This window comes from Maribellus sp. YY47 (assembly GCF_023111095.1).
Lineage (GTDB): Bacteria > Bacteroidota > Bacteroidia > Bacteroidales > Prolixibacteraceae > Draconibacterium.
In genome coordinates this window covers 121,070-135,302 of record NZ_JALGYW010000001.1, presented here as the reverse complement: position 1 = coordinate 135,302, position 14,233 = coordinate 121,070, and the positions used below count along the sequence as shown (strand labels likewise).

14 protein-coding genes are annotated in these 14,233 nt (G+C 45.0%); 6 read left to right on the top strand and 8 right to left on the bottom strand.

From position 1 onward, the window contains the following. Window positions 1–186 precede the first annotated feature (186 nt). Window positions 187–513, top strand: a complete 327-nt coding sequence (locus MR764_RS00670) for a hypothetical protein (RefSeq protein WP_247977453.1) — start codon at window positions 187–189, stop codon at window positions 511–513. Between the two features lie 61 nt (window positions 514–574). Here MR764_RS00670 and MR764_RS00665 read toward each other — a convergent pair whose 3' ends face one another. The 8 genes from MR764_RS00665 to MR764_RS00630 all read right to left on the bottom strand — a co-directional run bounded on the left by MR764_RS00665 (window position 575) and on the right by MR764_RS00630 (window position 7,702). After that, window positions 575–1,099, bottom strand: a complete 525-nt coding sequence (locus tag MR764_RS00665; protein ID WP_247977452.1) for a hypothetical protein — start codon at window positions 1,097–1,099, stop codon at window positions 575–577. 36 nt (window positions 1,100–1,135) lie between these two features. Continuing rightward, on the bottom strand, window positions 1,136–2,395 hold the full coding sequence (locus MR764_RS00660) for a DEAD/DEAH box helicase (protein WP_247977451.1): 1,260 nt from the start codon (window positions 2,393–2,395) through the stop codon (window positions 1,136–1,138). Window positions 2,396–2,458: 63 nt separating this feature from the next. After that, window positions 2,459–3,364, bottom strand: a complete 906-nt coding sequence (locus tag MR764_RS00655) for a protoheme IX farnesyltransferase (protein ID WP_247977450.1) — start codon at window positions 3,362–3,364, stop codon at window positions 2,459–2,461. A gap of 14 nt (window positions 3,365–3,378) precedes the next feature. Then, window positions 3,379–4,326 carry a cytochrome c oxidase subunit II gene (coxB, locus tag MR764_RS00650; protein WP_233376708.1) on the bottom strand — a complete coding sequence of 316 codons (948 nt, stop codon included), beginning with the start codon at window positions 4,324–4,326 and terminating at the stop codon, window positions 3,379–3,381. 2 nt (window positions 4,327–4,328) lie between these two features. Next, window positions 4,329–4,613, bottom strand: coding sequence for a cytochrome C oxidase subunit IV family protein (locus MR764_RS00645; protein WP_119437192.1), 285 nt, complete (start codon window positions 4,611–4,613; stop codon window positions 4,329–4,331). 12 nt (window positions 4,614–4,625) lie between these two features. Then, the gene (locus MR764_RS00640; protein ID WP_247977449.1) at window positions 4,626–5,249 is read right to left on the bottom strand and encodes a cytochrome c oxidase subunit 3 family protein; all 624 of its coding nucleotides are present in this window, start codon (window positions 5,247–5,249) and stop codon (window positions 4,626–4,628) included. A 17-nt stretch (window positions 5,250–5,266) separates the two neighbouring features. After that, a complete protein-coding gene (locus tag MR764_RS00635) occupies window positions 5,267–6,877 on the bottom strand; it encodes a cbb3-type cytochrome c oxidase subunit I (protein ID WP_247977448.1) in 1,611 nt (536 codons plus the stop codon). A 9-nt stretch (window positions 6,878–6,886) separates the two neighbouring features. Beyond that, window positions 6,887–7,702: an SCO family protein gene (locus MR764_RS00630; protein ID WP_247977447.1), complete on the bottom strand. Its 816-nt coding sequence runs from the start codon at window positions 7,700–7,702 to the stop codon at window positions 6,887–6,889. A gap of 679 nt (window positions 7,703–8,381) precedes the next feature. On the opposite strand from MR764_RS00630, the gene MR764_RS00625 reads away from it, so the two are divergent. From MR764_RS00625 to ccoN, 5 genes are read left to right on the top strand one after another with little or no spacing between them, the layout of a single operon-like run. Further along, window positions 8,382–9,299 carry a 4Fe-4S dicluster domain-containing protein gene (locus tag MR764_RS00625; RefSeq protein WP_247977446.1) on the top strand — a complete coding sequence of 306 codons (918 nt, stop codon included), beginning with the start codon at window positions 8,382–8,384 and terminating at the stop codon, window positions 9,297–9,299. A gap of 18 nt (window positions 9,300–9,317) precedes the next feature. Beyond that, on the top strand, window positions 9,318–10,676 hold the full coding sequence (gene nrfD, locus MR764_RS00620) for an NrfD/PsrC family molybdoenzyme membrane anchor subunit (RefSeq protein ID WP_247977445.1): 1,359 nt from the start codon (window positions 9,318–9,320) through the stop codon (window positions 10,674–10,676). A gap of 6 nt (window positions 10,677–10,682) precedes the next feature. Next, a complete protein-coding gene (locus MR764_RS00615; RefSeq protein WP_247977444.1) occupies window positions 10,683–11,561 on the top strand; it encodes a cytochrome c in 879 nt (292 codons plus the stop codon). Between the two features lie 7 nt (window positions 11,562–11,568). Beyond that, window positions 11,569–11,751 (top strand): cbb3-type cytochrome oxidase assembly protein CcoS, encoded by a 183-nt coding sequence (gene ccoS / locus MR764_RS00610; protein ID WP_247977443.1) that lies wholly within the window; start codon window positions 11,569–11,571, stop codon window positions 11,749–11,751. A 9-nt stretch (window positions 11,752–11,760) separates the two neighbouring features. Further along, a complete protein-coding gene (ccoN, locus tag MR764_RS00605; RefSeq protein ID WP_247977442.1) occupies window positions 11,761–14,232 on the top strand; it encodes a cytochrome-c oxidase, cbb3-type subunit I in 2,472 nt (823 codons plus the stop codon). Window position 14,233 lies beyond the last annotated feature (1 nt).

Sequence of the window (14,233 nt, the reverse complement as noted above, 5' to 3'; positions counted from 1 at the left end):
AGATAAAATCCAATTCTGCAAACAGCTTTCGAAAAATGAAGATTTGTTAAACAGATTTATCCTGTTCTATTTCAAAGTTTTATCAAAAACTGAATTCTTTGTGACACTTCCGTGATACTTTCCCCGGACCTTTGATTCAGATTATTCACCATAAATTATATCGTTATGAAATCACTTCGTTAATTATTGAGCTTATCTATTGTAGCCGTTTTGTTTGCCCAGTTTATGAAAGACGAAATAGAAAAACCTGATCTGAAAAGAGGAACTTTGCCCGATGTTGTCCCCTCGAAAATGTATACTGTAACGGTTGAAAATGTATCAACAGCCTACAAATATTTTGAAGCAGGAGCTGCAGCCATTCCGAAAGAAGAAACTGAAACAGCACCGGCCTTCCCGGGACAAAAATCGAGGGATGAAGATGATGGCGGATTGGTGCACTTACTTGATGACGGCTATACTTATCCTGCAGTGGACAAGATTATAAAAGTCACCCTTCATAAAAATAAGAAGTAGAAAAATTGTTGAGGGGAAAACTTTGAGCAAGAATCTGCCGCCTGGTTTCGGTGGATTTTTTTTATTTTTTCTTCATCCGGTTGGTACCGAAACAAGCCAGTTCTTTTCCCGGAAAACCAACGTCGAAAACCGTTTCAATTTCATTCTCCGCTTTCAGCCTGATGGTAAAACGGGCTCTGCCTCCCGGAACAAAATTCTCGATCCGTTCGGTTTCGAAAACCAGTGTAGAATCATTCGATTCGGCTGTATTCAAAATGTATTCATTAAAAAAACCTTCGCTATGGTACTGTCTGAAAACGACCACACTGCGTTCTTTATTGAAACTGATCATCCCCCAATCGTCGTGAATCTCGCCTTTGGAATTTTGGGCTGTTGGGGCAAACGCTGAATGATGTTTCACTTCAATAAATTTGCGGTCCATCAGCCAGTTGTATTCTGCAGAGATGTTTGATTTCGAATTTCCAAATCCCTCACCTGTCCCTTCCCATTTGCCAATTAGGGATTCCAGCTTTTCAAGCGGATTCTGTGCCTGTAATGAAACGCTGAATATCAGCGCTGCAATTGCAATAAAAGCTTTGGATAACATTTCGCAAGCGGTTTTAGGTTCGTAAAAAAGTGCGGTTTATTTTTTCTTCTTGCTTTGGTAGTTCTTCCGGTGCTGGGGCTGAGCTCCTCCTCCTTGATTTTTGTATTTATGAAAATTACCTTTCCCCTTTTTTCTGCCTTTTGAAGCTACTTTCCATTCGGGTCCCACTCCAAGATGTTCCGGCATCGGAATTTTGAAAACTTCACGTTCGATCAATGTTTCGATCTGGTGGAATTTATACATGTCGTCCTCATTCACCAGTGTCAAAGCCACTCCAGTTGAATCGGCGCGGGCAGTACGCCCCACACGGTGCACATAGTCTTCTGCATCACTTGGCACGTCGTAATTAATCACCAGATTAATGTCTTTTATATCAATACCGCGGCTCATCACATCGGTAGCCACTAGAATCCGGATTCGTTTCGAACGAAATCCGTTCAACACACTTTCTCGTTCCGACTGTTCGAGATCTGAAGAAATTGCTTCAGCTGCAAATTTCTTCTTTTTTAATGCACGCGCCAACTCGTTGGTTGCCCGTTTCGTGGAGCAAAATATTATAATACTGTTGTAGTCCGGATTATCAGAAATCAGATGGGTTACCAGGTCATTTTTTTGCTTGTCGTAAATCAGGTAGGCCGCCTGCAAAACACCTTCTGCGGGTTTTGAAATCGAAATGTTAATTTCCTTGGGTTCGTGCAAAATCTGTGAAGCCAGTTTCCTGATCTTTGGCGCCATCGTCGCACTGAACATCAACGTTTGTCTCTCTTTGGGCAGGTAGGAAATGATCTTCACAATATCGTCGTAAAAACCAATATCCAGCATGCGGTCGGCTTCGTCCAGAATCAGAAATTGGATGGTATCAAACTTCACATACCCCATGTTCAAATGCGATATCAGTTTTCCGGGTGTTGCAACTATGATATCTGCTCCTTTTGTAAGTGCCGTTTTTTGTTGTCCCCATTCATCGCCGTCACCACCTCCGTACAGCGCAATGGAATGTATGCCCATTGTGTAACCGATTCCCTGAACCTGCTGATCAATCTGCATGGCCAGCTCGCGTGTAGGAACTATGATAAGTGTGGATGTTTCACCTCCGGGTAAATCAGCGATCAGGTCGAGCACAGGAAGCAAAAAAGCAGCAGTTTTTCCTGTTCCTGTCTGTGCACAGGCAATCATGTCGTGACCATCCAAAATAATGGGGATCGCTTGTTCCTGTATAGGAGTCGCTTCTTTAAATCCCATGTATTCGATGGCATCTAAGAGGTCATCGTGTATTCCGAGTTCTGAAAATTTCATGTAAAAAATAAATTTCGATGCTGCAAAGTTAACGAAATTAAAGCCACCAAACTTATCCGTGAATCAAGTCTTTACCAAACTGTCGACAATCAGAAAGATCATCATAAACAAATAAAGAAAGTTTAGCTTGTAAAATGCGGGCCTCACCTTGAATTCCTTTTGCATAAAAACGGCCAGGGTGAGGGAAAAAAGCAGGTAAAAAATATAAAAGATCAGAAAAAACATGACAATACGGCTTTGCACCACAAAAAAGAGCACCAGCAATGCCGAGGCGATGGTGGTCAGCACCCAGGCATAAGTTACGCGCTTGATCTGGTCGTTGCTGAAAAGCTGATTTAAACTGGGCATACTGGCTTTTTGGTATTGCTCGCCAAACATGAGCAACAACAGCCAGAAATGAGGAATCTGACCGATGAAAAAGAAAGCGGCCACAATAAGTATGGATTCAGAAGTGAGGCTTCCTCCGGCGGCAGTCCATCCAATTAGTGGAGGCAAAGCTCCTACCATTGAACCGGGAATAACTGCAAAAGCCGAGAACTTTTTCATGGGGGTGTAAACACCGTTGTAAAAAAACAGGGTTACCCAACTTAACACCAGCGCCATCACCGGGCTTGACACCAGCAAAATCACCGAACCGCTTAATGCCAAACCTACGGCCAGCATTAAAGCTCCATTGGCGCTTATTCGTCCCGAAGGAATGGGACGGTCTTTTGTGCGGGGCATTTGTGCATCGAGGTTTCGTTCCTGCCAGTGATTAATTACACTCGAACTGCACGACATCAGGAAAACACCCAGGGCCAGCAACCAGCCCTGCGCATCCATAACGTGTTGCATTAAAACATAACCGGTAACTGCAGAAAGGGCAATGGGCAACGAGATACGAACTTTCCCCAGTTCGTAGATCACTTTTAGCTGCTGCTTAAAGTCAAGCGTTTTATTTGTTTCCAGCATACTCAACGACCCTTCCATTCTGCCAGCTTTTCTTATTTCAATGTTTTCAGGTACTCAATAATGTTGTTTACATCGTCGTCTGAAAGTTGCCCTTCATACGTCAGCATCAGCCCTTTCTGATAGCCGTCAGCAATATCGGCATTCGGATCAAATATCGAGCGTTTGATGTATTCTTCGTCCACAGTAACCTCGCGTTTGTCGCGCCCGGTTGCAACGGTTTGCGTTTCGCCCCAGATTCCTTTAAAACTTGGCCCAACCAGGCGGGTTCCGTCGATGGTGTGGCAGGCAAAACAGCCAATGTTCTGCATAATCCGTTTTCCGGTAGCTGCAGGCGATTCAACCGCTGCCACCGAAGCAGCCACACTCGTAGTATCAGCAATCCAGGCCTGAAAAGCCGAATCTTTCATCACCTCCACATAGGTATACATGTAGGAGTGCTGTAAACCGCAGTACTCAGCACAAAACAATTCGTAGGTTCCTTCTTTCTGCGGTTCAAACCACATAAAATTATCTTTCTTTCCCGGTACCATGTCCTGTTTTACCCTAAAAGCCGGAATGTACAAACTGTGCAGTACATCCATCGCCACCAGGTTCAGTTTCACCGGTTTGTCTTTCGGAAGAAACAAAGTATCCGATCTTCTCCCGTTATCGTATTCAAAACTGAAATTCCACATCCGTCCGTAAACCGTTACTTCCATGGCATCTTTCGGCGGCTTGTGCATGGGTTTCCAGCCTGCCCAGCCATAATAAAACATCAGCATGGTCAGTAAAAAGGGAATGATCGTCCAGATGATCTCCAGTTTTGTACTTCCCTCGATCTGAGTCGGTTTCGGATTTTTCTTTTTATTGTACTTGTAAATGAAATACAACATAACGGCCGTTAAACCAATCAGGAATATGAAGCATATTGCCAGGATTATAATAAAGGCCGTGTCAACACCTTGTACAAAATTTGAGGCTTGAGTCACTTCTGAGTTCATAGCTATCTATAAAGGTAATCTAAAAAGGTTATCACTATCATCACCAAAAAGATGGCAAACACAAAGCCGACCATAATCTTGATATAAGGTTTATCGTATTTCAGGTGCATGAAATAGTTCAAAACCAGATATGATTTAACTATTGCAAACAATAAGGCAGCTGCCACCGTATAGTCCCGCAGTTCGATGCTGGTGATCCATACCGACGCAAAAGTGAGAGCCAGCAAGGCAATCAACACAACAAAATACAGCCGATAGGGAACTATGTGATGCTTTTCTCCGGACATATTGATTTAGTTTTAGTGTATTAAATAAAATAACGGGAACAGGAAAATCCAGATCAGGTCAACCAGGTGCCAGTACAATCCGCAGTTATCGAGCAGCGAAGGCCGGTCGGCATGCACTTTCCCTCTTGCAAGACCGCGTACGGCAAAAACCATGATCGCCATCCCGATGATGATGTGCAGGGCATGCAAGCCCGTCATTACGAAGTACAAGCCAAAAAACAAAATCTCACCGTGGCTCATTTCGCTGATCATGTGTTCTGATCCGGGCCAGATTCCGTGCGAAAATTTCACTCCCCACTCAAAGTACTTGTTAACCAAAAAAGCAAGCCCGATCACAAAGGTGATACTCACCAGGCCGATCGCCACATTTCGGTGTCCTTTCTGTAAAGCAGTGGTGGCCATGGCAATGGTCATACTACTTATCAGCAGGATAACGGTATTGACTGTCCCGATGACCCGGTTCAACTCCTCGCCTGCCAGGTGAAATGCATCGGGGTTCATATAGCGGTAAACCGCGTAAATAACGAACAGTGCCCCAAAAAGCAGTAATTCAGTAAAAATAAACAACCACATGCCGACTTTCGACGACTCGGCATCATACATATCGGGATGTTCTACATGATGTGCATGTTCCATATCCGTTTAGTTAAGTTTTATTCGTAATTGTAAGGTCCGTCATTTTCTCCGATTACCGGTTCCTTATCAAAATTCAACACCGGAGGTGGAGATGGCACTGTCCATTCAAGGGTTCTACCATGCCACGGATTAGCTTCGGCAGGCGCTCCTTTTCGGGCCGAACGCACCAGGTTAACCACAATAATTATGAAACCGGTTGCCAATACCCAGGAGCCAAATGTACTCAGGATATTACCGCCATGAAATTCTTCCAGATAGTCGTAATAACGGCGGGGCATCCCCATCATTCCCAGGTAAAACATGGGTGTATAAAGTGCCAGGAAACCAACAAAGAAAACCAGCCAGCCCGTGTTGGCCCAGGCTTTATCATACATTCTTCCAAAAATTTTGGGGAACCAGTAGTGCATTGCGGCAAAAAAGGCAAAGCCTGTTCCGCCAAAAACGATGTAATGAAAATGGGCTACAACAAAAGCAGTATCGTGCACATGAACATCGGTGGCCAGCGCCCCCAAAACAAGTCCGCTTAAGCCTCCTATCATAAAGACAAAAATAAACGACACTGCCCAGTAAAAGGGAGTCTGGATATTGATCGATCCCTTGTACAGGGTCGATATCCAGTTGAATACTTTAATTGCACTTGGGATGGCAACGATAAAGGTTAACAGCGAAAAATAATATTGGGCTGTTCCGCTCATACCGGCCGTGAACATGTGGTGGCCCCAAACCAGGTATCCCACAAATGCAATGGCCATTGTTGAAGCGATAATTGCCTTATATCCAAAAATATGTTTTTGTGAAAAAGTCGGTATAATTTCGGAAATCGCCCCCATGGCCGGAAGGATCATGATATAAACAGCCGGATGCGAATAGATCCAGAACAAATGCTGATACAGGATAGGATCGCCACCCAGGGCCGGATCAAAAATACCGACACCAAACACGCGCTCCAGTGCAACCAATACCAGGGTTATTCCAACTACCGGGGTTGCGAGTAACTGTATCCAGGCAGTTCCGTAAAGTGTCCAGACAAAAAGCGGAAGCTTCATCCACTTCATTCCTTTACATCTCAGGCGGTGAATCGTTACCAGAAAATTCAGCCCGGTAAGAATGGACGAGAATCCCAAAACAAAGGCGCCAAAAATGGCGGGTAACATATTTGTTCCGGTTTTAAAACTGTAGGGCGCATAAAAAGTCCAGCCGGTATCGGGTGAACCTTTACCAAAAAGCAATGCTGCCAACACCAGGAAAACACCGGAAACGTACAACCACCATGATAAGAGGTTCAGCTTTGGGAAAGCCACGTCGCGGGCCCCGATCATAATCGGCAACATCAGGTTACCAAATACTGCGGGAAGTCCCGGAACCACCACCATGAATATCATGATCACTCCGTGAACGGTAAAAACCGAGTTATAGGTCTGCGCTTCCATAATGGTTTTCCCCGGAGCCAGCAACTCAAATTTCATGGCCAGTCCCAGTAATACTCCCGTTGTAAACATGGTAGCGATCGAATACAGATACAACAGTCCGATTCGTTTGTGATCGGTCGAAAAAATCCATCCGAGCAAACCTTTGTATTTTCCCTGATAGGTTAAATAATTTGCTCCGTTAACAGCAGTTGTTTGCATAAGTTTTGTTTAAATTGACTTCTTTCGTTTTGGTTTCAACACCATAACAAGCAGCAACACCACAGCAAAAAACATGATGAGTGTTCCGCCAAGTTTTGTTACATTTAATACATATGTTTGACCTTTCGGGTCGTATGAAAAGCAAAACCGTAATACTTTGTTGAGCGTGGGGCCCGACTGTCCTTTTGAGGCTTCCACAATTGCCATTTTCCACTCAAACGGAAGAAAATACAAGCCATTCAGATACCGGGTTATTTTTCCGTCGGGGCTCACCACCGTCAAAGAGGCCGCATGTAAATAATCGTTGCCGTTCCTTTTGTACTTAAACCCGGTTGCATTGGTAGCCCTTACAATACTGGCGCTGTCCGAAACAAAAAACTTCCATCCTGTTTTGGCCGCCTCTACTTTGTCGGCATTGTTCATCAGGTTGAGGTAATTGTTTTTTTTGCGAATCCCCAAATCGATGGTCTCGGTAGGATCGAAACTGATGGTCAACACCTGGTAATCTTTCCCGGGAATTAACTCCGATTTGTCCATCACTCCGGCAACCGCCTCCATCAGCGGGCTGCAAATTCCCGGGCAGCGGTAATACACAAAGTTGATCACCGTTGGTTTATCAATAACATCAGCCAGCCAAACTTTTTCGCCGGCTTCATTGATCAGGGAAATACTGTCGGGAAGAAAATCATCGAGATGTTCAACAACTCCGATTTCTACATCGTCGTCACTGGCTGCAGGATTAACAGGCTGCTGGGCACGACTTGTAACGCTCACAAACAGTAGAGTTGTGACAATCAGAATTACTGTGTTAAGCTGATTTCTCATTTTTATTAATCCAGTTTTAGCAGGCTCTGTCTTTGATCTTTTATCCTGATTTGCCCGTCTGAAGCATTGTACACGAACAAATGTCAGCCAGACACAAAGACAAACGATTCAATTTGTTCGTTTATAAAACCACAAAAGCTGCTGAATGTTTATTCAAAAAGCCTGTTTCTTAATGTTTTTCGATTTTGAAGTCATCCAGTCCAAGGCATTAAAATCATTTGTTCAGTTCAGAAGGATTATAAATTACAGCAAACATCGCAGTGAAAGGGAAGATAAATTCAACATAAAATACTATTTTCACCAACTCTTATCCCGAAACATCTTTTAAAAACATGTTTTACAACATATAATTTTTACCTCAATTCGGTTCTTATGTTGAATTACCGGCCGAAGAAAAAAACTCAGTGAAACAATCGCAAGTTTTGGATTGTTCACACAAAAATTGGAGAAAAATTACTGTTTCCGGCTATTGCAGTTCAAATCAATTGTTTATTCCAAAATAAAACTTGATATTTTTTTACAAACGCACGTGTAACTAACTCAAATTTAGACTTCTGAGACTAATTCATCTTTTATTACCTGGAAACATTTATGATTTGGAACGAGCCCCATATTTTATAATTTCGCTTAATTTAAAGGATATTTAATCTGGATATTAGTTGATAAAAATTGTCTGTTTATGGAAAAGAAATCGCGCAGAAGCTTCATGAAAACCCTTGGGGTGTCGATCGGCGCCGCAGGTGTTGTCGGGGGATCTTCCATTTTGAATTCTTGCACTCAGGTTGAATCAACCAGTGGCGACACCATCACCTTGTTGACTTCGAGCGGAGAACTGGTGAAAGTTGAGAAATCACAGCTGAAACCTGCAGATATCCCAAGTCTGTCGGAGAATCAAAAGCGTGGCCGCGAAGGCTTGCCCGGGAAGAAATTTGTAATGGTGATTGACCTGTCGAAATGCCGGAATGCACGTCAGTGTATGAAAGCCTGCCAGAACCACCACCAGCTCCGGCCGGAACAGCACCATATTAATGTATTGGAAATGCAGGATGCCGAAAACACGGCTCCTTATTATATGCCGAAACCATGTCAGCACTGCGACAATCCGCCATGCACCAAGGTATGTCCGGTAAATGCAACATTTAAACGTGAAGATGGTATCGTACTGATCGACAATGAACGTTGCATCGGCTGCCGTTTCTGTATAGCCGCCTGTCCGTATTCAGCCAGGGTATTCAACTGGTTCGAACCCCGCGATGCTGACAAATACAAAGGCGTAACCTATAATATTGAAGCCAACGTTCCGCAGAAAAAAGGAACCATTTCGAAATGTTTGTTTAGCGCCGACCGTTTGCGCGACGGAAAACTGCCTTCGTGTGTTTCTGCCTGTCCGAACGGCGTTTACTGGTTTGGCGACCAGAACGAAGATGCCGTAACCAACGGAACCACACACGAAACCACCAGTTTTAGCGAGCTGATTAAAACCAATGCAGGATACACTTTGATGCCTGACCTGGGAACCAAACCAAGGGTTTATTACCTGCCTCCCAAAGACAGGGCTTTCCCATTCCAGGGCGAAATCGAGCAACACCATTCATAATCAACTAATTTCAGCATCATGGAGAAAGAAAAATCACCGGAGGAATCCCGGAAGCTGTTAGATAAAATCACGTTCGATCTCACGCGTTCGATTGTTAAGCGCGACGAATTAACCAATTTCTGGTATTTCATACTGATCATGTTCGCCTTGGTCGGACTGTGGGGTTGGGGCATTCAGGTACGCGACGGACTGGGAGTTACGGGAATGCGCGATTACGTATCCTGGGGAATGTACATTGCCAACTTTGTATTTTTTGTTGCCGTTAGTTTGATCGGATTCCTGATTAGTTCGGCGCTGCACCTGTTAAAAATTAAATGGTCGAAAGTAATTTCCCGCGTAGCAGAACAGGTAGCAATAGCGGGTGTTGCACTTGCCGGAATCATCATCGTAATGGACATGGGGCGCCCCGACCGCTTTTTAAACGTATTTCTGCACGGACGATTTGCGTCACCCATTATCTGGGACGTTACCGTAGTTACCACCTACCTGACCATTTCGGTATTGCTGTTTTATTTACCGCTGCTTCCCGACCTGGCCCTGTTGCGCGACAAAGGCAGCGACGACATTCCGCAATGGAAAAGAAACGTATACCGCATACTGGCTTTAGGCTGGAAAGGTAACGCCGAACAGTATAAACTGATGGCACACGCCATGCGCATCCTGATGATTCTGATTGTCCCGGTTGGACTATCGATCCATACAGTAACCTCGTGGCTGTTTGCCGCGACCCTGCGTTCGGGCTGGGATACCACCATTTTCGGTCCCTATTTCGTGGCCGGCGCTTTTGTTGCGGGTGTAGCCGCGGTAATTATCGTGATGTACATGTACCGTGTCCGCTACGGATTAAAAGACTATTTCGAAGACTATCATTTTAATATGATGGGGAAATTGTTTGTACTGGTTTGCCTGGTTTATCTTTATTTCAATATCAACGAATTCTTCGTACCGGGTTATAAAATGAAAACCGCCGAAAGCATTCACCTTTCCAACCTGTTTACCGGTAAGTTTTCGACGATGTTCTGGGCTACCCAACTTTTTGGATTGTTCCTGCCCATCACCCTGATGGTCAATAAGTTTTTCAGAAAGCCCTTGCCCATCACCATCATTTCAGTTTTTGTTTTGATTGCATCGTGGTTCAAACGGTATATTATCGTGATCCCAACGCTGGAACATCCGTTTTTACCCGTACAGAATGTACCTGAAAATTACCAGCATTACGCGCCAACCAGCATCGAAACCATGATTACGGTGTTCTCGTTTATGGCAGCTATACTGATCATCACCATCCTGGCAAAAATGTTCCCGGTGATCGCCATCTGGGAATACGCTGAAGAAAAAGGCATCTCAAGAGAAATTATTTCGGAACCCAAAAACTAAGGAAAGATGAAGAAGCAATTCACACTCACATTGGTAATCGCCCTGATGACAGTTTATCAGGGGATGGCGCAGGAATGGTTGGTTCCGGATGATCAGAAAGGATTGACCAATCCGTCAGAATACAATCTTTCGAACGTAAAGAAAGGGAAAGACCTGTACATGAAAAACTGTAAGTCGTGCCACGGCGATCCGGGCAAACACAACGGCTTACCGCTGGTACCTCCCCCGCCGGATATGGTATCGGAACAGATGCAAAAAAATACCGACGGCGAACTGTTTTTTAAAATCACCAAAGGACGGGGTGGCATGCCTCAGTTTGAAACCACCATTTCGGAAGACGACCGCTGGAGGCTGATCAACTTTATCCGGAACTTTGATCCTTCACACGAACAGCTTTTGGTAGATGCTCCGCCTCAGAAAGCAAAGTTGCTGGCTTCGGTAAACGAAGTGGAAAAGAAAGTGGAAATTTTTGCTGAAGTGGACGATAAAAACGGATCGTTTGTAAAACTCCCGAATGCTGCCGTGAAAATTTCGGCAAAAAAAGCTTTTGGAAACCTGCCCATCGGCGAAGTGCTGACGAATGCTGAAGGGCGTGCGGAATACCAGATTCCAGAAACCTTAATCGGCGATGAAAGCGGAATGGTAAACATTGTGGTGCAGTTAGACGAAAATTATGTTACCGACAATGTGGTTCTGGATGCGGCAAAAGTAGGACAACCTAAGCCACAGCCCCGGCTGATCAAAAAGGAAATTTTATGGTCGACCAACGAAAACGTCCAGTCGTGGCTGCTGCTATCGTACCTTGGAGCAGTTGGCGCTGCCTGGGCGGCCATCGGTTATGTGGTGTTCCAGATTTTTAAGATCTGGCGCGTGGGAAAAGAATAAAATCGTCATGAATATATTTTACCTGCTGATTGGAGTGAGTCTGCTGGCAGCCCTGATCTTTCTGGGGGCCTTCATCTGGGCGGTGCGCAATGGCCAGTTCGATGACAATGAAACACCATCGATCAGGGTATTATTCGACGACGATGAACCGGAGACTGAAACAAAAGAAGAAAAGAAACAAACGACATAAATCCATATTATGGAAAATCAAAAATTCTACTACGACAACAAAATCGTTAAGCTGTTTATCCTGGCCACTCTGGTATGGGGAGTTGTCGGGATCCTTGTTGGGATTCTGGCGGCGGCACAACTGGCTTTCCCGGTATTCAACTTCGGGTTGGAGTACACCACTTTCGGGCGGGTACGGCCGTTGCATACCAATGCCATCATTTTCGCATTTGTGGGAAATGCCATTTTTGCAGGAGTGTATTACTCCATGCAGAAACTACTCAAAACCCGCATGTTTAGCGATAAGTTGAGTAAAATCCATTTTTGGGGCTGGCAGCTCATTATTGTTCTGGCAGCTGTAACCTTGCTTGCCGGTATCACCACCAGTAAAGAATATGCCGAACTGGAATGGCCGATCGATATTCTGATCACCATTATTTGGGTAGTTTTTGGCTGGAACATGATCGGGACCCTGATTGTCCGCCGTGTTCAGCACATTTATGCAGCCATTTGGTGGTACCTGGCTACGTTCTTAGGTGTAGCCATACTGCACGTGGTGAACTCCTTTGAACTCCCGATTTCATTATTTAAAAGTTATTCGATTTATGCCGGCGCACAGGATGCCGTGGTACAATGGTGGTACGGTCACAATGCCGTGGCTTTCTTCCTCACCACTCCTTTCCTTGGTTTGATGTATTACTACCTGCCCAAAGCAGCCAACCGGCCAATCTATTCGTATAAATTATCCATCATTCATTTTTGGTCGCTCATATTCCTTTATATGTGGGCTGGCCCTCACCACCTCTTGTATCAGGCTTTGCCGGAATGGGCACAGGCACTTGGAGTAACTTTCTCCATTATGCTGATTGCTCCGAGCTGGGGTGGTATGATTAACGGATTACTGACGCTACGCGGTGCCTGGGACAAGGTACGCGACAGTGCAGCGCTTAAATTTCTGGCAGTGGGTGTTACCGCTTATGGTATGTCTACTTTCGAAGGGCCGATGATGTCGCTGAAAAACGTCAACCAGATTACGCACTTTACCGACTGGACCATTGCACACGTTCATATTGGCGGTATGGGTTGGAACGGCGGTCTTGTATTTGGTATGCTGTACTGGCTGGTTCCCAAATTATTCAAATCAAAATTATTCTCAGAAAAGCTGGCCAACATTCATTTCTGGATGTCGACCCTTGCTATTCTGCTTTATGCCATTCCGCTCTACTGGGCAGCCGTTACACAATGGCTGATGTGGCAGGAATATACTCCGGAAGGACTTTTAGCTTATCCGAACTTCTTGGAGACACTGACCCAGATTGTACCGATGTACACGGTTCGTGTTTTCGCCGGATTACTTTTCCTTGGAGGTTTCGTGATTATGGTGTTTAACCTGGCCAAAACCATGAAGGCCGGAAGTTTTGTAAACGACGAAGCTTCGGAAGCTCCTGCACTTGTATTGGCCGGAAAAAGAAACCCGGTGACAGAAACGCTGCACCGCTGGATGGAGCGCAGAGCAGTACGTTTTTCAATCCTAACATTCATTGCCCTGGCTATTGGTGGGGCTGTGGAAATTATCCCGATGATTTTTATTAAATCAAACGTACCTACACTCGAATCAGTAAAGCCTTACACGCCGCTTGAACTGGAAGGCCGTGACATATATGTTGCTGAAGGATGTTACGTTTGCCACTCGCAAATGGTACGCCCGTTCCGCTGGGAAACCGACCGCTATGGCGAATACTCAAAAATCGGGGAGTTTGTTTACGATCACCCGTTCCAGTGGGGATCGCGCCGAACCGGACCGGATTTGGCTCGCGCGGGTGTAATTGGTGGCCCGATGTATAAAAATGCAGTCTGGCATTTCAACCACTTTATGGATCCGCAAAAAATGAACGAGGAATCCATCATGCCAAATTATGCCTGGCTGGCGGTGAAAGATGTTGATGTAACACAAACGCCAAAGAAAATCAGGGCGATGCAAACGCTGGGCGTTCCTTACGAAGAAGGCTACGACGAAAAAGCAGTGGATGAACTGATGGCACAGGCACAAACAATTTCCGACGACCTGAAAGCTTCGGGAATTGAGCTGGCGCCGCAAAAACAGATGATCGCGCTGATCGCCTATCTGCACAAGCTGGGACGTGACATTATGAGTGAAAATGCAGCTGTAACAGAAGAACAGGGTGAGACGGCTGAACAACAGGCAAAAGAAATTACCTTACTCGATACTCCTGAAGATCTGGAAGCAGGAAAGAAGTTGTTTCAGGCGAACTGTGTGGTTTGCCACGGCGCTGAAGGAAAAGGAATACCACCGGCATTTCCAAGCCTCGTTGATGACGAATGGATAAAAGGAAATACACCTACTGATGTATTCCACTCCATTGCTGAAGGAAACGTTACCAAAGGAATGGTTCCGTACAAAAACATGTTGTCTGAGAAACAAATCACGCAGCTGGCAAGTTATGTACTGATCACACTTCAGGAACAGAACAAACAAAATTAAA

Bases quoted from the DNA above. Each gene is read 5' to 3' on its own strand.
- MR764_RS00665 (WP_247977452.1), bottom strand. From the start codon at position 1,099: ATGTTATCCAAAGCTTTTATTGCAATTGCAGCGCTGATATTCAGCGTT.
- MR764_RS00660 (WP_247977451.1), bottom strand. From the start codon at position 2,395: ATGAAATTTTCAGAACTCGGAATACACGATGACCTCTTAGATGCCATC.
- MR764_RS00655 (WP_247977450.1), bottom strand. From the start codon at position 3,364: ATGGAAGGGTCGTTGAGTATGCTGGAAACAAATAAAACGCTTGACTTT.
- coxB (WP_233376708.1), bottom strand. From the start codon at position 4,326: ATGAACTCAGAAGTGACTCAAGCCTCAAATTTTGTACAAGGTGTTGAC.
- MR764_RS00645 (WP_119437192.1), bottom strand. From the start codon at position 4,613: ATGTCCGGAGAAAAGCATCACATAGTTCCCTATCGGCTGTATTTTGTT.
- MR764_RS00640 (WP_247977449.1), bottom strand. From the start codon at position 5,249: ATGGAACATGCACATCATGTAGAACATCCCGATATGTATGATGCCGAG.
- MR764_RS00635 (WP_247977448.1), bottom strand. From the start codon at position 6,877: ATGCAAACAACTGCTGTTAACGGAGCAAATTATTTAACCTATCAGGGA.
- MR764_RS00630 (WP_247977447.1), bottom strand. From the start codon at position 7,702: ATGAGAAATCAGCTTAACACAGTAATTCTGATTGTCACAACTCTACTG.
- MR764_RS00625 (WP_247977446.1), top strand. From the start codon at position 8,382: ATGGAAAAGAAATCGCGCAGAAGCTTCATGAAAACCCTTGGGGTGTCG.
- nrfD (WP_247977445.1), top strand. From the start codon at position 9,318: ATGGAGAAAGAAAAATCACCGGAGGAATCCCGGAAGCTGTTAGATAAA.
- MR764_RS00615 (WP_247977444.1), top strand. From the start codon at position 10,683: ATGAAGAAGCAATTCACACTCACATTGGTAATCGCCCTGATGACAGTT.
- ccoS (WP_247977443.1), top strand. From the start codon at position 11,569: ATGAATATATTTTACCTGCTGATTGGAGTGAGTCTGCTGGCAGCCCTG.
- ccoN (WP_247977442.1), top strand. From the start codon at position 11,761: ATGGAAAATCAAAAATTCTACTACGACAACAAAATCGTTAAGCTGTTT.